This is a genomic window from Motilibacter aurantiacus (genome assembly GCF_011250645.1).
In the GTDB taxonomy this organism is placed as follows: Bacteria; Actinomycetota; Actinomycetes; order Motilibacterales; family Motilibacteraceae; genus Motilibacter_A; species Motilibacter_A aurantiacus.
Genome location: NZ_JAANNO010000011.1, coordinates 1 through 19,677 on the forward strand (window position 1 = coordinate 1; position 19,677 = coordinate 19,677).

Genomic DNA, 19,677 nt, shown 5'->3' on the forward strand with positions numbered 1-19,677 from the left:
ACACCTACCCGGGGTGTCTCACCTCAGCCTGACGCACAGGGGGCACGCCGGGCAGCCAGGCTCTTCCGCCTCTGTCCCAGGAGTACCGAACGATGACGGTGCTTGAGCACCACTTCCTCGGCGCGGACGGGATCCCCGCGAAGCACGAGACATCCCAGGTCATACGGTCGATGACGGACGGGCTTGAGTCCTACCTCTATCGGTTCGATACCAACGCGCTGACAGTCGAGGTCGAGCGGGGCGGGCGCGCGGGGCAGGTGCGGCGTGTTGGCGACGGGATCTGGGCCGTGGACATCGTTCTCACCAAGCCCCTCAGGCTTCACGAGACCGCGTCGCTGTCGTACCGGACGACGTTCCGTTACCAAGAGCCGCCCGACCCTGTGATGAGGCGGGCCGTGCCCGAGAAAGCGAACAGCGTCGAGATCTACGTCAGGTTTCACCCCGACAAGCTGCCTGGTGCCGTGTGGTGGTGCACCTGGGATGGCCTCGACGGCGGCGTGCTGCACGAGGCTGTAGCGGAGCTCGATGACGAGCACAGCGTGCACAAGTTCCTCGAAGGAGCCGAGAAGGCGCTGGTTGGTTTTCGCTGGGAGTGGTGACTCCAGGAGGCGTTGCCACAGGGCGCCTTGCCCCCGCTCCCCGTGCAGCGGGGCCAAGGCGCGCCCGAGCCGCTCAGGCGCAGCCGATGTAGTACCAGCCGACCCACGAGCCGTTGCTCCGGTAGACCTGAACGCCGCCGCAGGCGGTGCGGTACTTCATGTCGCTGAGCTGGAAGGTGTAGGCGTTGCTGTAGCCGTCGTTGTAGGCGGAGTGCAGGTTGGTGCCGTTCTGGTTCAGCAGCCAGATGGACGGGTCGACTCGATAGCCGCCGCCGAAGTTCACGCGCGTCCACTGGCTCTGGCAGCCAGTCGAGTAGCGCAGCTCGGCGGTCCCGACCCGGTAGCCGTTCGACGGGTCGACGATCGCCCGAGTCGAGCCGGTGGTGATCGCGCTCGCGGAACACCCCGTCGTCTGCGGGTTGGTGCCGTTGCTCACCGCAAGCGCCGATGGCGAGCCGGCGACTGCAACGGCAAGTGCCGCGGCAGTGGAGGACGTGACCAGGGCCACGCGCCTTCCGGCGCGTCGCCGGCTGGCCAATCTCACGTGCGAAGCCGGTGCGAACATCGCTGCTCCTCGTCCTTGGGCTCGTCCCCCAATCGGTCCGAGCTGACAGAGAAGGACGTTAGGAGCAAGTTGTCGCAGTTGCGTCGCAACCGGCGCGGCGACCTCGGCGTCGAAGAAAGTGCGGCGGCTCCAGTGACGCCTGGACGAGAATTTGCGAGTACGAGTCTTGCTGACCGCTGCGAGCGGGCGTGCGCTACCCGTACCTTCGCGGCTCACCGAGCTGCGCTGCGGCTCGTCGCGTCCTCCACGACGCGCCGCTTGAGATGGCGATGGCGCGCGCTGGCCCCGTCGCGCTGGCGCTGAGGGCCGTGCTCGTGCAACGCGCTGTCGGGGAGCCCTGGCTCCTGTCCCTCTCCAAGGCATGCCGCCGTAGTCCCCAAGGCCGTGCGAGACAACGGGTACCGAGGCGCGCCGCGACAGCGGCATGACCGATCGACTCGCCGAGCCGCCCGGCGGAGCGGGGTCGGTGGCCGAACCGCCGGCGTCAGCGGACCGTGAACCGCGCGTACTGGCCGCGGGCCACCGGGCTTGAGCCAGCTCGGTCGGGCCGGTTGTCAGCGAGCACGTACTCGCCGGGCAGCAGGTTCAGGCGGGCTGGTCCGCCGACTCCGGCGCTGGCCAAGCCCACGCTTTGCACGAACACCGGAGCGCAGTCCGGTGCCGTGGGTGAAGGCGAAGCGATGGCTCCAGCGAGCGCGGGAGCTCCGATGCAAGCGGCTGCCTGAGACTCGTCGAGCCCGGGCGGCAGGCGCCAGATCGTCCAGCCCCGTGTCGTGCCGGCCAGGTTGGCCGCATTCAGCCATCCGAGGCGCGGCAGGACCGTGGCGCTGAGAGTCAACCGTTCGCCGCGGTAGGCCGCGGTGGCCGCGTACGGCTGGTAGGCGTTGACCGACGCCACTCCGCCCTTGACCGTGAGCACCTTGATGCGGTTCGCGTAGTTGGGCCCCTCGGCGCGGTCCTCGTAGAGCCAGTAGGTCCCGGAGCTGAAGTAGGTGCCGAAGGCGGAGACCCCGTTGGGCACCGTCGAGGCACCCTTCACGAACGTGACCTGGCGGTTCAGCGCGTCCCACTGCGCCTGTGCGCCTTCTGCGTCGCCGGCCAGGTTCCTCTGCTCCCAACGCGCCCAGTCGAGCACGAACTGGCGCGGTGTGTAGCCGCGAGCCGGCCGCACGATCTGCAGCTTGCTCTGGAACTCCGTCGGGTCCGTGTCCCGCGTTCGAAGCTGCACGTAGTAGCGGCCGGGGTACAGCACGTTCGGCGCCTCGACCCGGCCATTCGCGGTGTACACGTAGTAGGTGCGCGGAAGGTCCGCGGCCGCCAGTGACGCCGTGTGAGCCACCGCTGGCTCTGCCGCCGATGCACCCACCGGTTGCAGGGCAGCGGCAGTAAGCACAGCAAGGGTCGCAATTCGCCTCATACGAAACAGGAGACACCGGGAAGGCAACCCGGTTCACTCCCGTCCATGTCCCGAGGCAACCCGGTGTGCTCGCGCTGCCGACCCTTGCGGCACGCGCAACGTCGGCGGCATGACCGGAAAGACCGGCTCTGCGGCTCGGTATCAGACCCGGTCGGGTGCCCGAAGCCCTGCCACGGCCGCTACAACGGCCGCCCCGACGGCGCCCTCAGTCAGGGCCCCGGCAACCCCGAGCCGGAGCACGTCGTACCGGGAGGGGGAGAAGGGCGCCGGCGTGGGCGTGTGCTCCTCCTCGCTGTAGCCCCCGATGCTCGCTCCCTGGATCAGTGACCCGGCGTGCCACCAGGCAGCGACCGCGAGCACGGCGAGGACGAGCGCACCAATGCGGGCCATCTGCCTCGTCGAGACCTCGCCAACGATGGACAGGTTCTGCTGCTCCTACAACTCCCTCACGAGAATCGTGGCCAGAAGGCTATGAGCAGGGCGTCGAGCAGGAAGTGGCTGCCACCCGATGCACTCCTCCGATCGGCATCGGGTGGAGGGTCGCGCGTGCACAGGCTCGAGAGGAAGGACGGGCGGCCTCACTTCGGCAGCCCGGTGCAGCTTCACGACGCGGGCAGCCATCGTCGCCCCACCTGCTCACCCGGTGCCCCTGTCCGCGACGACGGGCCCCACCGACGCACGGGCACGCGCCTACCCGACCCACTCCTGCCAGACGGCGAGCGGGGCGAACCCGAGGCGGGCGTACAAGCGCACGGCCTGCGGCGTCGACTGCAGGGTGGCGGTCTCGTACCCCTCGCCCCGCATGTCGTGCAGGGCGGCCTTCACGAGCGACCCGGCGAGGCCACGGCCACGGCTTCGCGGCCGCGTCGCGACCATGGAGACGTTCACGTCGCCGTCGCGGGGCAGGAGCACAAGGCCGGACTCACCGTCGGCGGTGAGGTACGCCCGCAGCCCCGGGACCCCGCGCAGCAGCTCGGGGTCGGCCCCGTTGAGCTCGGCCACCCTGCCGGGGTCGGCGTCGCGGGCCACGGCCGGCGGCTGAGCCTGCGGGGGGTCGACGTCGTCGAGGCGGGCGAGCATCGGCCGGGTCGTGACGTCACGTCGGAGCCCCTGGTCCGCGAGCACCTCGGCGGTGGCGGGGTCCCACGACCACACGGCCCAGGTGGTGTGTCCGCGTAGCAGGCCCAGAGCCTCCGGAACCGCGCGCGGCGCGAGGACCGCGACGTTGGTGAGGACGGGGTGCTCCGGGTCGAGCAGCGCGAGGTAGCCGTCGCCGCGCAGCAGGCGAGCTCCGGCGTGGGCTTCGGCGAACGCGGCCCAGGACCCCGCGAGCGAGCTCAGGTAGCGGGTGAGGTAGTCGTCCATGCCGTGATCATGGTGCACGCGGCCGGGCGGAGCGGGGACACGGCGGCATCCCGTGGTGGGCCGCGACAGGAGCCAGCGCGCGGCGTTGCAGCCGGCCGACGCTGGTGGTCTGCGCGACGCAGAGGCAGGCTCTGCCCATGGGGCTGTACCAACGGCACGTCCAGCCGCGGCTGCTCAGCCGGGCGCTCGACGGCGAGAGCACCCGTCGCATCCGTCACTCAGCGGGTGTGCGCCCCGCTCGCCGGGGCCGTCGTCGAGATCGGCTTCGGCTCCGGGCTCAACCTTCCTCGTCTGCCGCCCGCCGTCGAGTCGCTCGCTGTCGTGGAGCCGTCCCAGGTTGCGCTCCGGCTGGCACAGCAGCGCCGAGCGGTCGCAGGCATGCGCATCGACCTGGCGGGAGCTGACGGGTGCGGGCTCGAGCTTTCCGACGAGAGCGCCGACGCGGTCCTGTGCATGTGGACGCTGTGCGGGATCAGGGATCCGGGTGCCGCGCCGCGCGAGGTGCGGCGGGTCCTGCGTCCAGGGGGCATGCTCCGTGGTCGAGCACGGGCTCGCGCCGGAGGAGAGCGTCTCGCGATGGCAGCGACGGCTGGGCCGGGTGAACAGGTCGGTGGCCGGGTGCGTGCTGGACCGGGACGTGCCGGCGTTGGCCACGGCGGCGGGGCTGACCCTGGTCGCGCTGACGACGTACTACGAGAAGTCCGCGCCGAAGGTGTCCAAGGCGACGCGAATCGGAGCACGGCCTCGCCGGTCGCCACATGCGTCCGGCCTGCGCGGCGACACGCGGTGCCTCGGACGAGGCCCGCGCAGGCGCGGGGCTGCCCCGGCATGCAAGGGCGGGCCCGGGTGAGAATGACGCCATGGACGAGCGGCTCGCGGCGATCAACGAGCGCGTGGCCGCGGCCGTGGACGCCTGGCTCCGGGACCCGCGCGACGCCGGCGTCTACGAGCGGATGGTCGCCGCGGTCGAGGCCCGGCGCGCGCACCTGAGCCCCCCGCAGGGCGAGCGCCCGACCGCACGGCAGCCGGACACGGCTCCGCGGCTCGTCCCGCCGCCCGACGAACGGGTGAGCACCGGCACCGTGCAACGGCTCGGGACGTTGCTCGGCGGCGACGACCCGCGCGCCGCCCTCGAGCGCCTGCGCCGCGGCGGCTGAGGCCTAGGCCGGCTCGTCGGCCACCGCGGCGATGCCCATGATCCGGGAGATCGCGAAGGTGCGGACCTCGTCGCGCAGGTGGTCGAACGCGCTGACGTAGCCGCCCTCGACGGACATCGGCTCGATCACGCGCTCCGTCGGCGTGCCCTCGGCGTTGACGTAGCCGATCACGACGGGAAAGCCCTCGACCGCCGCCCGCCGGAGCGCCGCGACCACCTCGGCGACGGGGGAGCGCGGCGGCAGCCCGGACGCCGCCGGCAGCTGGACCGACCGGCGTACGGCCGTGGCCGCGCGGTCCCCGGCGCGCAGGGCACGCACGGCGGCGGCGAGGGTGGCGGGGGAGGCGGCCGGTGGCTCGAAGACCAGGCGGGGCGGGCGGGGGCGGGGTGGTGTGCGGCGCGCGTCCGGGCGGCGTACGACCACCTCGCCCTCGGGGGACTCCGCGGCGGGGGCGAGGCCCATCGCGCGCAGCCGCTCGAGCACGACGTCGACCGGGGCCTGGGACGCGAGCACCGTCGGGGCGAGCCGGCGCAGCCGCAGCTGCCCGGCCCGGCGGTCGGCCAGCACCTCGGACAGCACGGCCGGGTCGTCGCACCGGACGTACGCCGACGCGGTGCCCACGCGGACCAGGCCGTGCCGGCGGGCGACGTCGTCGACGAGGTAGCTCAGCGGCTGCGGCACCGGCGTGCGGGAGTGCCGGGCGAGCAGGGAGTGCAGGTCGTCGGCGCTGCGCCCGGCGTCCAGCGCGCGCCGGACCGAGGCGGGGGTGAAGCGGTAGACGGTCGCTCCGCCCGTGCTCTCGACATCGGCGGCCAGGGCCACCTCGCGGGCCAGCTCGGGAACGAGCGGGCCGGGCGCGACCGCCGTCAGGTCGGCCTGCAGGAGCAGCTCCTCGACCGGCTCGGGGAGGTACGGCTCGACCGCCTCGCCGGCCGCGTCCTCGTCCCCGCCCAGCAGGGCCCGCCCGCCCGGGCCGATCGCGCCGCGGCCGGTGACCCCGAGCGTCTCCGCCTCGGCCAGCGCCCAGCGCAGCAGCTCGTCACGGAAGCGGCCGCCGCGGCGGGGCCGGTGCCAGGTGACGCGCTCGAACAGGCTCTCCTCGGAGACCGCGGCGCCCGCGGGAGCCTCGGCGAGCGCGGTCAGGGCGGCGCTGCGCAGCTCCGGTGCGACCGGCCGGTCGAGGTCGCCGCCGAGCGCGTTGAGCGGCCGGTCCCGGTCGTCCCGGCTGCCGACGAGCCCGGCGACGCGGGTGGTGGCCAGCCAGGCCCCGGCCAGCGTCGCCCAGCGGCGTGCCACGGGCAGCTCGAGCCAGGCGTCGTAGGCCGGCGTCGGCACCCACAGCTCGTCCAGGTCCCCGCTCGGGCCGAGCAGCCCGGCCGCGTACGCCGTCTCGACGAGCAGCGCGAGGACCGGCTCCTCCACGTCCAGCAGCCCGGCCGCGCGGCGCAGCTCGCGCACCCCGAGCCCGCCGCCGCGCAGCACCGGCGGGCCGTCCAGGCTCCACGCCTCGAGCAGCTCCTCGACCCGGCGTACGGCGTCGAAGGCGGACTGCCCCGCGGCCCGCGCCACCGACTCGGCGCCCCGGTCGACCGTCGCCAGCGGCGGGGGGACCGGGGCGGGCTCGCGGTGGACGTGCCCGCCGCGCAGGTGCAGCCCGACCTCCAGCGGCAGCACCGCCGTGCCGGCGCTCGCCGGCACCAGCAGGCCGTGCGCGAGCAGCCACTCCACGGGGGTGCGGGCGGACTCGACTTCGATGTCGCGCCGGGCGTCGGGAACCGCACCCGTCGGCGGCCCCCAGGCCAGCCGTCCCAGCGCCTCGCGCGCCCCCGGGGGGGCAGTGGCAAGCAGCGCGTCCAGGGCCGTGGCGTCCGCGAGCTTCTCCGCGACGGCGGTGGCGTCGGTCACGGGGTCCCCGCTCGACCGGATGTCGTACGCCGCGGCGATGCGGGCGACCGCGGACGGCGCGACCGACGTGAGCAGCGAGACGACCGGAGGGCCGAGCCCCGCCGGCTCGCGGACCAGGTCGCGCACGCCGCGGACCAGGCGCTCCTCGCCGTCCGCCCCCCAGACGAGGGCCTGGGTGCGCAGGGTGGCGAGCGGGGCGGCCGCGTCCGCGCCCCACCGCGCGCTCACGGCGGCTTCGTCGGTCGGCTCGGGCAGCGTGCAGAGGACGTCGACCACCTGCAGGGTCGCGAGGTCGAGGCGGTCGAGCGCCCTGGCCACGCTGGGGCCGCCGGCCGCACGCGCCCCGAGGGCGCCCAGGTCGGGCGGGACCGGCCCGAGCAGGTCCGGGCGGGTGCGCAGCAGCTCGGCGAGCGCCGCGTCGTCGCGCGCCCGGAGGTCGTCGGCGAGGCTGCGCATCCCCACCACGCTACCGCCTGGCCGCGCAGCCCGTCGGCGCCTCTGGGCAGAAGCCGTTGCCTTGTGCAACGCTTCGTTTCTGTGACGGTTCGGTAACCAATCGGTAAGTCCGAGCCAGTTGTCGGTGCCGTGACGTATCAACACGTCTGCGCTTCCGCAACGACCGGGAGGCGTTCGATGCCACACCTCGTCAGAGAGGCAACTCAGTGACCCATCGCTCGATCCGAGGGCGCGCTGCGCGGGGCGTCGCCGGTGCCGCCGCGCTGGCCGCCGTCCTCGCGGCGGCAACCACTCCGGCGTCCGCGCAGGCCGCGCAGGCCGCGCTGGCGCCCGTCGACCCGGTGCCCGTCGCCGGCGACGTCGAGATCAAGGCCGACGCGGGCTCCGCGGACAAGCTCGGCGGCGCCGACGAGCAGCGGCTCGCGGAGCGTCGGGCGGACCGCGAGACGTGGACGACGATCATGATCGGCACGGCCGCGGGCAAGGCGGCCGAGGTCGCCGACTCGATCACGCAGGCGGGCGGCTACGTCCGCCTGGTCTCGCCGCGGCTGGACTACGTCAGCGCCCGGGTGAGGACCGCGAGCGTGGAGAAGACCGCCGCGCTCCGGACGGTGCGCGAGGTCGACGTCGACCAGACGTTCGCGCTCACCGAGCCCGCGGCCACTGCGCAGGGCCCGGCCGTCGCGGCGTCCGCCCCCGGCCCGTCCACCCCGGACGACAACCCGTACATGCCGACCCGCGAGACGGGCTCGATCGCCTTCAAGCAGGACAACCCGACCTGGGACGGGCGGGGCATCACGATCGGCATCCTCGACTCGGGCGTGGACATCGGCCACCCCTCGCTCAACACCACGAGCACCGGCGAGCGCAAGATCGTCGACAACTTCAGCGCCACCGACCCGGTGACCGAGGGCTCGCTGCTCAGCGACGGCGACGCGACCTGGATCCCGATGGTCACCGCGGTCAGCGGGCCCGGCGCCACGATCAACGGCGTCCGCTACACGATCCCCGCGGGGGCCTACCGCTTCCGCCAGGTCGTGGAGGCGCAGACCGACCAGCCGGGCTGCGAGATCTGCGGCGACCTCAACCGCGACGGTGACACCACCGACCGCATCGGCGTGCTGTGGGACAAGGCCGCCAAGCGGGTCCTCGTCGACACCGACGACGACAAGGACTTCACCGACGAGGCCTGGATGACGCCGTACCGGCAGTCCGGCCAGATCGGCGAGCTCGGGCGCGACAACCCGGCGACCGCCATCCGCGAGTCGATCCCGTTCACCGTGAACTACCGCGAGGGCCTCTCGCTCGCCCCGGTGGGCCTTCCGGGCACGTACGACTTCGTCGACATCGCCCTCGCCTCCGGCGAGCACGGCTCGCACGTCGCCGGCATCGCAGCGGGCAACAGCTTCTTCGGCGGCGCGATGGACGGTCAGGCGCCCGGCGCCAAGCTCGTCTCCGCCCGCGCCTGCACCTTCGGCGCCGGCTGCACCGACGCCGCCCTGCGCGACGGCATGGTCCGGCTCGCCACCAGCGGGGTCGACATCATCAACATGTCGATCGGCGGCCTGCCCACGATCAACGACGCGGACAACGACCGCGCCCGCCTCTACAACGACATCATCAACGTCCTCGGCGTGCAGGTCGTCATCAGCGCCGGCAACTCCAGCAACGCGCTCAACACCATCGGCGACCCGGCCGTCGCGAGCGACGTCGTCGCCGTCGGCGCGACCATCAGCCGCGAGTCCTGGCAGGTCAACTACGGCTCGGACTCCGCCTACGACTTCGGCATGATGCCGTACTCGTCCGGGGGGCCGCGCGAGGACGGCGGCTTCAAGCCCGACATCACCGCCCCCGGCTCGGCGATCTCGTCGATCAACACCTGGCTCCCGGGCGGGCCGACGCCCGAGTCCGGCTACCCGCTGCCCCCGGGCTACGCGATGCTGCAGGGCACCTCGATGGCGTCGCCGCAGGCCGCCGGCGCCATGGCGCTGCTGCTCGGCGCCGCCAAGGCGACCAACCGCACGGTCTCGACGGGCCAGCTGCGCTACGCGGTCTACTCCACCGCGCAGTTCGGCGACGGCATCCCGGCGTTCCTGCAGGGCCGCGGCCAGATCGACGTCCCCGAGGCGTGGGCCGCGATCAAGGGCAAGCGCTACACCGCGCAGGCCTTCACCGTCACCGCCCCGACCTGCACCGCGGTCTGGCGCGACCTCGGCCGGCTCGGCGCGGACGGCACCCGTCCCGGCACCGGCCTCTACAACCGCTGCGCCCCGGGCGCCGGCGGCCAGGCGCCGGGCGAGTCGCGGACGTACCCCGTCACCATCACCCGCACCGCCGGGCCCGAGGGCGCCACGTACACCAAGCTCTCGTTCACCGGCGACGACGGGACCTTCTCGGTCTCGCCGGCCAAGCTCGACATCCCGCTGAACACCCCGACCACGGTCTACGTCACCGCCAAGCCGACGGCCGGCGCGCACAGCGCGATCCTGCAGGTCGACGACCCGGCCACCCGGGGGTGGGACCAGTCGATGATGGCCGTCGTGGTCGCCGGCGAGCCCGCCCCCGCCCCGGCGTTCACGTGGTCGACGAGCGGGGTCTCGCAGCGCAACCTCGCCCAGCGCTACTACCTCACCGTGCCGGAGGGCGTGAAGGCGCTCGACGTCTCGATGTCCGGCCAGGCCCCCACCAGCCAGGTGCGCTTCCTGGCCTTCCACCCGTACGGCGTGCCGCTCGACACGACGTCGACGCCCAACTGCTACCCGAACTACGGGACGCCCGAGGGCAACGGCTGCAACCCCTTCCGCCGCGTCTACAGCAACCCGACGCCGGGGGTGTGGGAGTTCCTCGTGGAGTCCCGCCGCACGACGCCGCTCGCCGACAACCCGTTCACCCTCACGGCCACCATGCTCGGCGCCACCGTCACGCCGGAGGTGACGACCCTCGCGTCGGCCGCTGTCGGCCAGCCGGCCCCGCTGCAGTGGGACGTGCGCAACGACTTCGGCACCGCGACCCTGCGCGGGCAGGGCGGGGCGCTCGGGTCGGTGCGGGAGGCCCGGCCGACCGTCGCCGGCACCGGGGCGGAGAAGTACGTCGACCACGAGGTCACGATCCCGGCCGGCACGACGCGGTTCGAGGCCTCGATCGGCAACACCTCAGACCCGCAGGCGGACCTCGACCTCTACCTGCTGGACGCCGACGGCGACATCGTGACGTACGACGCCGACGCCGACTCCGAGGAGTCGATCGTCTGGGACAACCCGACCCCGGGCACGTACGTCGTGGAGGTGGAGGGCTACTCGGTGCCCGCCGGCGCGACGCAGTTCGACTACCGCGACGCGTTCTACGCGCCGTCGCTCGGCACGCTGGCCGTCACCTCGCCGCCGGTCACCCTGCACCAGGGTGAGGCGACGACGATCAACGGCACCCTGACCGCGCTCGCGCCGACGGCGCCGGGCCGGACGCTGACCGGCGTGCTGAACGTGGTCAACGACGCGGGCGCGGTGCTCGGCTCCGCGCGGGTCGACGTCGACTCCGTCGTCGCCCCCTAGCCCGCGCTCCAGCAGCGAGAAGGGCCCCGTCGGCGTCCCGCCGCCGACGGGGCCCTTCTGCTTTCGGGAACCAGGAACCAGGAAAGACACGTCGCGGTTCGTCCACCGTCGCCCTGCCGGAGACCCTCATCCGGAGGGGCGTGGGCGCCCGGCGAGCAGTTGCACCACAGCCTCGGGCTTCCCCCCGGGCGCCGCGTCCCCTAGCGTCGCGCCATGGCGTACGACGGGGAGCTCGCCCAGCGCGTCCGCGCGCTGCTGGACGGCGAGCCGGTGGTCGAGAAGCGCATGTTCGGCGGGCTGGCCTTCCTGGTCGACGGCCACATGGCGGTCGCGGTGGGCGGCCGGGGCGGGCTCATGGCGCGCGTCCCGCCCGAGCAGCTCGAGGCCCTGCTGGCCGAGCCGGGCACCGACGAGGTCGTCATGGGCCAGGGGCGCCGGATGCGCGGCTGGGTCACCATCGACGACGAGGCGCTGGGCGACGACGTGGCGCTCCGGGCCTGGGTCACGCGCGGGCTGGACGTCGTCCGCGCGCTCCCGCCGAAGTAGCCCGTCGCCTCAGCTCCTGCGCCGCCGGGCGCGGGCGCTCACGAGCACGCCCGCGAGCGCCAGCCCGAACCCGAGCGGGGCCAGCAGCGTGACGAGGTACGCGACGAGCGGCAGGCGGTCGGCGCCGAGCAGGAGCGGCGCGACCGTGGCGACGCAGGACACCGCGCCGACGACGAAGAGGACGCCGCCGACGAGGACGAGCCGGTCGCCGGGCACGGGGGAGGAGCCGCCGTTCATGGGGAAAGCGTAGGCGGCGGCCGGGAGGTACCCTGACCGCCGCTCGAACGACAGGAGGGATGGCCGTGCCGACCGGCAAGGTCAAGTGGTACGACACCGACAAGGGCTTCGGCTTCGTCACGACCGACGAGGGCGAGGACGTCTTCCTGCCTGCCTCGGCGCTGCCCGCGGGCGCGACGACGCTCAAGGGGGGCACCCGGCTCGAGTTCGGCGTCGCCCAGGGACGGCGCGGCGCGCAGGCGCTGTCCGTACGCCTCCTCGACCCGCTGCCCTCGCTGGCCAAGGCGGCCCGGCGCAAGCCGGACGACCTCGTGCCGATCGTCGAGGACCTCATCCGCCTGCTCGAGGGCGTGGGCGGCTCGCTGCGGCGCGGCCGCTACCCCGACAAGGCGGCGGGCAAGAAGGTCGCCGCCGTGCTGCGCGCCGTCGCCGAGGACCTGGAGGCCTGAGCCGCCGGCCCGCTCAGCGCAGCTCGGAGGCCAGCAGCAACGGCACCAGCTCGGTGAGCGCGGCGCGGGCGGACTCCGGGTCGGGACCACGGACGGTGAGCGCCAGGAACCGCCGGCCGTGGACACGGGCAGCGGCGTACGCCCCTGTGGAGACCGGCCCGGCGGCCTGGCCCTTCTGCGCGGAGGGCAGCCGGCGCAGCGCCTCGTCGGCGAGCCAGCTGTCGACGGCCGCGGCCTCCCCGTCCAGCTCGACCGCCTCCCCGACGAGGACCGCGTCCTCGCCCGGCACGAGGTCGGGCATCACGTCGACGGCCAGCACGAGGTCCGGGACGGCCCGGTTGACGGCCACCCCGGCGGCCACGCCCGCGGCGGCGGCGCCTCCGGGTCCCACCGGGACCACGACGAGGGTGCCGGCGCCGCAGTCGGACACGCGGGTGCCGGTGTAGGGCGGCAGCTTGGCCAGCCGCGGCCGGTCGTACGCCGTCAGCCCGGCGAGCGCGGCGTCACGGGCGTCGTCGTCGGGGACCAGGGCGAGGACGCGCATCGGGTGGCCCGGCGCTCAGGAGGCGCTGGTGAGCCGGAAGCGCCAGACCCCGCGCGGCTGCTCGCCCGACTCGTCGAAGGCCACGATGTCCAGCGCGACCTCTTCGGTCAGCTCCTGGCCGAGCGGGAGGCTGTAGTAGGTCTCGTGCGAGATCTCCTGCGCGCCCGGGGGGCGCCAGCCGGCCTCGGCGACCTCCTTGTCGACGCTGATCCCGATCACGTCGCCGCTGTGCACCTCGAGCAGCGTGCCCTCCTGCGTGGCGCAGCGCTGGACCTCGTCGGCGGGAAGGGCGGCCTCGTCGTGGTTCCAGCACGTGGCCTCGGCCCGCTGCGAGCTCGAGCCGGCGTAGACCGTGACCGAGGGGACGGGCTTCTCGCAGGCGGTGAGCAGCAGCGGGGACAGGGCGGCGGCCGCGAGGGCCACCCGCGCGGGACGGCGGGCTCCGGTACGGCGAGGGGCCTGGCTGTCACGTCCGCGCATGGGGAGGGCTCCGAGGGATCGAGACGGGCGACGCTGTCGAGGCGTGAGCTGCGGCGGCAGCTGCCGCACCGAGGCTACCCGGGGCCGCTCAGCCGGCTGCGGCGTCCCTCCGCCGCCCGCGCCGGCCGGCGAGCACGGACCGCCCCACGCCGGCCAGCGCGACGCCGAGCACGACCGCCGCCAGCCCGAGCCCGAGCCCGCCGTCCGGGTGCAGCAGCGTCCCGGCCCCGGCCCCGATCACCCACGACAGCTGCAGCACCGTCTCGGAGCGGGCGAAGGCGGAGGCCCGCACGCCCTCGGCCACGTCGCGCTGCACGAGCGCGTCGAGCGCGAGCTTCCCGAGGGTCTGGGCCAGCCCGGCCGCGACCGACACGGCCATGACGGCGACCAGCCCGAACAGCAGCCAGCCCAGGACGGCGGCGAGCGTGACCCCGGCGAGGGTGACGAGCACGGTCAGCTCGGGCGGCCGGCGTCGCAGCCCGGCTCCGAGCGAGGCGCCGGCCGCGCTGCCCAGCCCGGCGGCTGCGGCGGCCGCCGCGATCAGGGCGGTGTCCGGGCCGGGGAAGGGCTCGGCACGCAGCAGGAACGCGAGGTGCAGCAGCAGGAAGCCGGCGAAGGCGCGGATGGCGGCGTTGGCCCGTAGCGCCCGCACGACGGCGGGGCCGACCGCCTCCGCGCGCCGTCGGCGGCCGTCGGCGAGTCGGGCGCGCATCCGCTGTGCCGTGGTCGCGCCGGCCGGCTGCCCCTGCGCGTGCGGCTCCTCCGCGGTGGCCAGCTCGGAGAGCTGCAGCGGGTCGAGCGGGTCGAACGCGTCCGGGCCCGGCTGCTCGCTGCTCAGCAGCGCGGTGCCGCCCGGCGCGTCGTCCAGGCGCGCGGGCAGCCGGACCGACAGCACGGCCCCGACCACGAGGACGACGGCGGCCAGCCGCAGCGCCCAGGCAGGCGAGGTCAGCGCGACGAGCCCCGCTCCCAGCGGGGCGGCCGCGGACAGCGCGGCCAGGCTCGCGATCGACAGCCGGGCGTTCGCGGTCACCAGGTTGAGCGCCGGTGGCAGCAGGCGGGGCATCGCCGCCGCCCGGGCCACGCCGTACGCCTTGGTGCCCACGAGCACTCCGAAGGCGGCCGGGTAGAGCTTGAACGGGTCCTCGGTGTCACCCGCCACGGCGGTGGCCATCACCAGGGCCAGCACCGCGCGCAGCGCGAACGTGCCGGAGATCACCCAGCGCCGCCCGTGCCGGAGCCGGTCGAGCAACGGGCCGACCACGGGCGCGAGCACCGCGAACGGGGCCATGGTGACGAGCAGGTAGACCGCGACCTGCCCGCGCGCCTCACCGGTCGGGACGGAGAAGAACAGGGTGCTGGCCAGGCTGACGGTGATGAGCGCGTCGCCGGCCGAGCCGATGGCGGTGAGGTCAATGAGCTTGGCCAGCCCGGTCTCGCCGGCGCCGTGCGCCCGGGTCGCGGTGCGCACGCGGCGCCATCCGAGCCGGCCGAGGGCGCCGAGCTCGGAGGCGGCGGTGCCCGCGGCGCGTGCAGCGCTGCGCGCGTGCTGCGCGGCGCCCGGCTCGGCGCGGGGGGAGCCGTTGCCGCCGGGCCGGCCGGCCGCGGGGTGGTCGTCCCCGGGGCGCTCGTCGACAGGCGCGCGCCCGGGGCCGGCCCCGGCCTCGGGGGACGCCTCCTGCCCACTGCCCGTGCTCACGCCTCCAATCCTGCCGTGATCGTCGCGCCCGATGTGGACGGAGGCGCGGACACGTGCCGGAACGGATGCGAGGATGTGCCCGTGGACGCAGGACCGGCTGATCTGACGACGCGCGAGGACGCCCCGCGACGGGTGCCCCGGGCGCGCAAGCCGGTGCTCGACGCCGTTCTCGCGGGCGCTGTCGACGTCGCACGGGCCGTCGCCGAGGAGCTGGCCGAGGGCGAGCCGGTCGGCGAGCACCTGGGCGCCTCGGTCGAGGGCGAGCGGCTGGTCAGCCACGAGTTCGCCTGCCTGACCCCGGGCTACTCCGGCTGGCGCTGGTCGGTCGTGCTCGCGCGCGCCCCGCGCCAGCGTCAGGCCACCGTTGTCGAGTCCGCTCTCCTGCCCGGCCCGGAGGCGCTGCTCCCGCCGGCCTGGGTGCCGTGGAGCGAGCGGCTGCAGCCCGGCGACCTCGGGGTCGGCGACATCCTGCCGACCACCGCGGACGACCCGCGGCTGGCGCCGGGATGGAGCGACGGCACGCTCGCGCCCGAGGACGAGGACGTCGCGGCCCGCTGGGAGCTGGGGCTCGGCCGGGCGCGCGTGCTCTCCCTGGAGGGGCGGGCCGACGCGGCCGAGCGGTGGTACGCCGGGGACGGCGGCCCCGACGCTCCCATCGCGCAGGCCGCTCCGGCCCACTGCGCCTCCTGCGGGTTCTTCGTCCCGCTCGCCGGCTCCATGCGGCTGGTGTTCGGCGCCTGCGCCAACGTCTACTCCCCGTCGGACGGGCGCATCGTCTCGGTCGACCACGGCTGCGGCGCCCATTCCGAGGCGGCCGTGCTGCCGGCTCCGCCGGCCCCGCCGGAGCCCGTGCTCGACGAGACCGGGTACGAGGTCGTCTCCGTCGCCCCGGTGGCCCCGGTCGTCGTGCCCGAGCACGGTGAGGGCTCGGTCGACGAGGCCGCGCCCGCCGAGGAGCTCGGCCACAGCTGAGCCCTAGGGTCGCGGGGATGGCTGCCACCGACGACCCCTTCGCCACGGCCGGGCTCCGCGAGCGCGTGCTCGCCTCATGGGCCGCGGGCCCGTCCCGCTTCCGCGAGGACGCCAACGCCGAGGAGGACCTCGTCCGCGGCGGCTACCGCGACCGGCTCGTCGTCGAGCTCGCACAGAACGCCGTGGACGCCGCCGCCCGGGCCGGCGAGCCCGCCCGGCTGCTCCTCCGGCTCGAGCCCGATCGGCTCGTGGCGGCCAACACCGGGGCGCCGCTGGATCTCGCCGGCGTCGAGGCGCTGTCGACCCTGCGGGCCTCGGCGAAGCGCGACGGCGGCTCGGTCGGCCGGTTCGGCGTCGGCTTCTCGGCGGTGCTGGCGGTCACGGACGAGCCCGCCATCGGGTCACGCGGCACGGGCGCGGTGCGCTGGTCGCGCAGTCTTGCGTACGACCTGGTGCGCGAGCGGGCCGCCGCCGCGCCCGCGCTGGCCGAGGAGCTCGAGCGGCGGGGCGGGGACGTCCCGGTGCTGCGGCTGCCCGAGCCGGCCGACGTCGAGGTGCCGGAGGGCTACGGCACCGCGGTCGTGCTGCCGCTGCGCGACGCGGCCGCGCAGCGGCTGGCCCGGCGCCTGCTCGCCGAGCTCGGCCACGAGTTGCTCGTCGCCCTGCGCGGGCTGCAGGAGGTCGAGGTCGAGGACGTGGCCGCGGGCACGGCGCGGCGGCTCACCGTCGAGCCGACGCCGGACGGCGTGCGGACGCGGGTCGGTGCGGACGAGGCCTCCTGGTTGCTGGCCCGCCGGTCCGGACGGCTGCCGGCCGAGCTGCTGGCGGGGCGGGCCGTGGAGGAGCGGGCCGACGACCGGTGGGCGGTGACGTGGGCGCTGCCGGTCGAGGGCCAGCCCGCGCTGTCGGGGGTGCTGCTCGCCCCGACGCCCACGGACGAGCCGGTCGGCCTGCCGGCGCTGCTCGTCGCGACGTTCCCCCTCGAGCCGAGCCGGCGGCGTACGTCGCCCGGCCCCGTGCGGGCGGCGGTCGCGGCCGAGGCCGGGCGGGCGTACGCGCAGCTGGTGGCGGCCGCCGCGAGGCACGACCCGGGGCTGGCCCTGCGCCTCGTGCCGGGGCCGGCGGCGGCCGGCGAGGTCGACGCGCTGGTGCGCCGGGCCGCGCTCGACGCGCTGCCCGAGACCGCCTTCGTCGGGACCATTGCGGGCCCGCCGTCCCGGCCGCGGGACGTGACCGTGGTCGAGGGCGTCGGGGCCGCGGCCCTCGAGCTGCTCGGCGCGGACGACGGCCCGATCGCGGGGGTGGCGCTGCCGGGGCCGGCGGGGTCGGGGGCGCTGCTCGAGCGTCTCGGCGCCCGCAGGCTGCGGGTCGCTGACGTGGCGGACGCGCTCGCCGGCCTGCGCCGGCCGCCGGCGTGGTGGCACGAGCTGTACGCCGCGCTCGACGGGGTGCCCCCGGACGAGCTCGGCGCGCTGCCCGTCCCGCTGGCCGACGGCCGGCTCGTGCGCGGCGCGCGGGGCGCGCTGCTGCCCGACGACCCCTCGCCGGAGGTGCTGCGCGCCCTGCAGGTGCTCGGCGCCCGAGCGGTCGACCCCGCCGCGGCCCACCCGCTGCTCGAGCGGCTCGGCGCCGTCCGCGCGACGGCTCGCGCCGTGCTCACCGGCCCGGCCGTGGCGGAGGCGGTGACGGGCTCGCTCGACCTGCCCGACGACGCCGCCCACGAGGTGGCCGACGCCGTGCTCGCGCTCGTCGCCGCCGCCCGTCCCGCGCCCGGCGAGCTGCTCGGCCTCACCGGGCTCGCGCTCCCCGACGACGAGGGCGGGCTCACGCCCGCCGGCGAGCTCGTGCTGCCGGGCGGGGAGCTGGCGGCGCTGATCGGCGGGGAGCTGGCCGCCGCCGACCCGGCACTGGTCGAGCGCTGGGGTGCCGACGTGCTGGAGGCCGTCGGCGTGCTGCGCGGCTTCGCGCTGGTGGCCCGCGAGGACGTGCCGCTGGACCCGGACGACATCGACCTCGACGTGGACGACGAGGACGGGTGGGCGGCCGCGGTCGCCGCCGGCGGCGGGCCGCTGCCCCCGGTGGCGCCGGAGGTCGTGGCCGTCCGTGACCTGGAGTTGGTGCGGCCGGACGCGTGGCCGGAGGCGCTCCGCCTGCTCTCCCGGCCTCCGCTGCGCGACGCGGTGGTCACGCCGCTGCGTCTCGTGGACGCGGCCGGGCGCTCGCGGGAGGCGGCGTCGTACACCGCCTGGTGGCTGCGGGCCCATGCCCGGCTCGACGGCCGGCCGCTGAGCGAGCACGTGCTGGCGGGCGCCGATGCCGTGCTCGCCGGGATGTACGCCCCGCTGCCCGTCCCGCTCGACCCGGCCTTCGCGGCGGCGGTGGGCGTGCGGTCGACCCTCGCGGCGCTGCTCGCCGAGCCCGGCGGCGCGCAGAGCCTGCTCGACCGGCTCGCCGACCCGGGGGTCGAGCTGGCCCGCACGCAGCTGCGCGCGGTCTACGCCGCGCTCGCCGGCGTCGACCCGTACGAGGTCCGGCTGCCGGGGCGCGTCCGGGTCGCGGCAGGCGCGTCCACCCGAGTCGTCGACGCGGCCGACGCCCTGGTCCTGGACACCCCAGACCTGCTGCCGCTGGTGCGCGAGCGGCCGCTGGTGATCGTGCCCGGCGGTGCGGCGGCCGACCTCGCCGAGCTGCTCGGGGTCGAGCTCGCGAGCGAGGAGCTGGCCCTGCCGGCCCCGGCCGGAGGCGTGGAGCAGCCGGTGCCGGAGGCGGTGCTGTCCGTCCTGCCGTCGGCTCCGCGGTCCTGGTGGGAGCACGACGCGCTGCCGACGCCTTCGGGCGAGCTGGACTGGCGCGTCCACCGCGGGGCCGTCCACGCGACGACCCTCGACGGGCTCGCCCGGGGGCTCGCCTGGGCGGCGGGGGCATGGGAGCGGCGCGGGATCGTGACGGCGATCCTGACCGAGCCCGACCGGGCGTCCGAGCTGCTGGCCGAGGCCGACCTGGACGCGGTGCCGTGACCGACGTGCTGCCCGAGCCGCGCCGCGCCCGGCGCCTCGTGGCGGGCGCCGTCACCGCGTACGTCGTCATGCACCACGTGGGCGCGGCCAACGCGCTCGGCGAGGTCGGGCAGACGCGGTGGGCCGACTGGGCCGACCTGGCCACGCCGTGGCTCGTGGTGCTGCCGCTGGCCGCGGCCCTCGCGGTCTCCCGGCAGCCGGCGCGCGAGTGGGTGCTGCTCGTCGTGGCGGCGCTCGCCTACACCGAGGGCCACGGCATCCACCTGGCCGGCAACTCGGTCAACAACCGGGAGCCCAGCGACGTGGCCCACCTGTGGGACGAGGTGGTGGGGCACTGGGTCTGGTACTCCGGGGCCGCCCTGCTCGGCGTGGTCGCGGTGCGTGCGCTCGCCCGGAGCGGCGTGCCGGCGGGCCCGCTGCCGTGGCTGCTCGGCCTCCTGGCCGGGACCACCTGGGCGACGAACTCGCTGGAGGGCGGGACGGCGTACCTCGGGCTGGCGGTCGCGGCCACGGCTCTCGTGTGGGGTGCGCGGCGCGGGGGCCGGCTCGGCCGCCTCGTCGCCGGCTCCGCCGTCGCGGCGGCCGCGGTGGTCCTCGGGTACGCCGTCGCGTACGGCGGGTTCCCGCAGCCGTCCGCGCCCGGCGGGTGGCCGCCGGGCTGGCTGCCGTGACCACGGCCCCGCTGGCCGCGCGTCCTCCCAGCTGCGGCAGGTCGGACGCG

General features: G+C 75.7%; 17 protein-coding genes and 1 pseudogene. 9 read left to right on the forward strand and 9 right to left on the reverse strand.

All coding sequences use genetic code 11. The annotated features are described in order from the left end of the window. The first annotated feature begins 92 nt into the window (after positions 1–92). Positions 93–599 carry a hypothetical protein gene (locus tag G9H72_RS16610; protein ID WP_166173139.1) on the forward strand — a complete coding sequence of 169 codons (507 nt, stop codon included), beginning with the start codon at positions 93–95 and terminating at the stop codon, positions 597–599. A 73-nt stretch (positions 600–672) separates the two neighbouring features. Here the strand turns inward: G9H72_RS16610 and G9H72_RS16615 are convergent, their stop codons facing one another. The 4 genes from G9H72_RS16615 to G9H72_RS16630 all read right to left on the reverse strand — a co-directional run bounded on the left by G9H72_RS16615 (position 673) and on the right by G9H72_RS16630 (position 3,946). Continuing rightward, positions 673–1,107 carry a DUF2690 domain-containing protein gene (locus tag G9H72_RS16615; RefSeq protein WP_166173141.1) on the reverse strand — a complete coding sequence of 145 codons (435 nt, stop codon included), beginning with the start codon at positions 1,105–1,107 and terminating at the stop codon, positions 673–675. A 541-nt stretch (positions 1,108–1,648) separates the two neighbouring features. Further along, the gene (locus G9H72_RS16620; RefSeq protein ID WP_166173143.1) at positions 1,649–2,530 is read right to left on the reverse strand and encodes a hypothetical protein; all 882 of its coding nucleotides are present in this window, start codon (positions 2,528–2,530) and stop codon (positions 1,649–1,651) included. 192 nt (positions 2,531–2,722) lie between these two features. Beyond that, positions 2,723–2,971, reverse strand: a complete 249-nt coding sequence (locus tag G9H72_RS16625) for a hypothetical protein (RefSeq protein ID WP_166173145.1) — start codon at positions 2,969–2,971, stop codon at positions 2,723–2,725. A gap of 300 nt (positions 2,972–3,271) precedes the next feature. Next, a complete protein-coding gene (locus G9H72_RS16630; RefSeq protein WP_166173147.1) occupies positions 3,272–3,946 on the reverse strand; it encodes a GNAT family N-acetyltransferase in 675 nt (224 codons plus the stop codon). Between the two features lie 9 nt (positions 3,947–3,955). Between G9H72_RS16630 and G9H72_RS23470 the strand changes: the two are divergent. Both G9H72_RS23470 and G9H72_RS21875 read left to right on the forward strand, forming a co-directional pair. Beyond that, positions 3,956–4,468, forward strand: a pseudogene (locus G9H72_RS23470) (class I SAM-dependent methyltransferase); the annotation flags it as partial. A 338-nt stretch (positions 4,469–4,806) separates the two neighbouring features. Further along, a complete protein-coding gene (locus G9H72_RS21875; RefSeq protein WP_231127249.1) occupies positions 4,807–5,103 on the forward strand; it encodes a hypothetical protein in 297 nt (98 codons plus the stop codon). Positions 5,104–5,106: 3 nt separating this feature from the next. Here G9H72_RS21875 and G9H72_RS16640 read toward each other — a convergent pair whose 3' ends face one another. Then, positions 5,107–7,464 carry a helicase-associated domain-containing protein gene (locus tag G9H72_RS16640; protein ID WP_166173151.1) on the reverse strand — a complete coding sequence of 786 codons (2,358 nt, stop codon included), beginning with the start codon at positions 7,462–7,464 and terminating at the stop codon, positions 5,107–5,109. Positions 7,465–7,670: 206 nt separating this feature from the next. Here G9H72_RS16640 and G9H72_RS16645 point away from each other — a divergent pair, with 206 nt between their 5' ends. Both G9H72_RS16645 and G9H72_RS16650 read left to right on the forward strand, forming a co-directional pair. After that, positions 7,671–11,012, forward strand: coding sequence for a S8 family serine peptidase (locus G9H72_RS16645; RefSeq protein WP_331272371.1), 3,342 nt, complete (start codon positions 7,671–7,673; stop codon positions 11,010–11,012). Positions 11,013–11,225: 213 nt separating this feature from the next. Further along, entirely contained in the window at positions 11,226–11,558 is a 333-nt protein-coding gene (locus G9H72_RS16650; RefSeq protein WP_166173153.1) for a TfoX/Sxy family protein, read from the forward strand. Positions 11,559–11,567: 9 nt separating this feature from the next. On the opposite strand, the gene G9H72_RS16655 is transcribed toward G9H72_RS16650, so the two are convergent. After that, entirely contained in the window at positions 11,568–11,795 is a 228-nt protein-coding gene (locus G9H72_RS16655) for a hypothetical protein (RefSeq protein WP_166173155.1), read from the reverse strand. A 65-nt stretch (positions 11,796–11,860) separates the two neighbouring features. Between G9H72_RS16655 and G9H72_RS16660 the strand changes: the two genes are divergently transcribed. After that, a complete protein-coding gene (locus G9H72_RS16660; RefSeq protein WP_166173317.1) occupies positions 11,861–12,244 on the forward strand; it encodes a cold-shock protein in 384 nt (127 codons plus the stop codon). 13 nt (positions 12,245–12,257) lie between these two features. Here the strand turns inward: G9H72_RS16660 and G9H72_RS16665 are convergent, their stop codons facing one another. From G9H72_RS16665 to G9H72_RS16675, 3 genes are all read right to left on the reverse strand, one after another. Then, positions 12,258–12,788 carry a hypothetical protein gene (locus tag G9H72_RS16665; RefSeq protein WP_166173157.1) on the reverse strand — a complete coding sequence of 177 codons (531 nt, stop codon included), beginning with the start codon at positions 12,786–12,788 and terminating at the stop codon, positions 12,258–12,260. A gap of 15 nt (positions 12,789–12,803) precedes the next feature. Continuing rightward, entirely contained in the window at positions 12,804–13,268 is a 465-nt protein-coding gene (locus G9H72_RS16670; protein WP_166173159.1) for a hypothetical protein, read from the reverse strand. Between the two features lie 88 nt (positions 13,269–13,356). Then, positions 13,357–14,967: an MFS transporter gene (locus tag G9H72_RS16675; protein ID WP_166173161.1), complete on the reverse strand. Its 1,611-nt coding sequence runs from the start codon at positions 14,965–14,967 to the stop codon at positions 13,357–13,359. A gap of 81 nt (positions 14,968–15,048) precedes the next feature. On the opposite strand from G9H72_RS16675, the gene G9H72_RS16680 reads away from it, so the two are divergent. The 3 genes from G9H72_RS16680 to G9H72_RS16690 are packed head-to-tail and all read left to right on the forward strand — an operon-like array spanning position 15,049 to position 19,627. Further along, positions 15,049–15,939 carry a DUF3027 domain-containing protein gene (locus tag G9H72_RS16680; RefSeq protein WP_331272372.1) on the forward strand — a complete coding sequence of 297 codons (891 nt, stop codon included), beginning with the start codon at positions 15,049–15,051 and terminating at the stop codon, positions 15,937–15,939. Between the two features lie 17 nt (positions 15,940–15,956). After that, positions 15,957–18,956, forward strand: a complete 3,000-nt coding sequence (locus tag G9H72_RS16685; RefSeq protein WP_166173163.1) for a sacsin N-terminal ATP-binding-like domain-containing protein — start codon at positions 15,957–15,959, stop codon at positions 18,954–18,956. After that, complete coding sequence (locus G9H72_RS16690) at positions 18,953–19,627, forward strand: hypothetical protein (protein WP_166173165.1); 675 nt, start codon at positions 18,953–18,955, stop codon at positions 19,625–19,627. The genes G9H72_RS16685 and G9H72_RS16690 overlap by 4 nt, the downstream gene beginning before the upstream one ends. Positions 19,628–19,677: the final 50 nt, after the last annotated feature.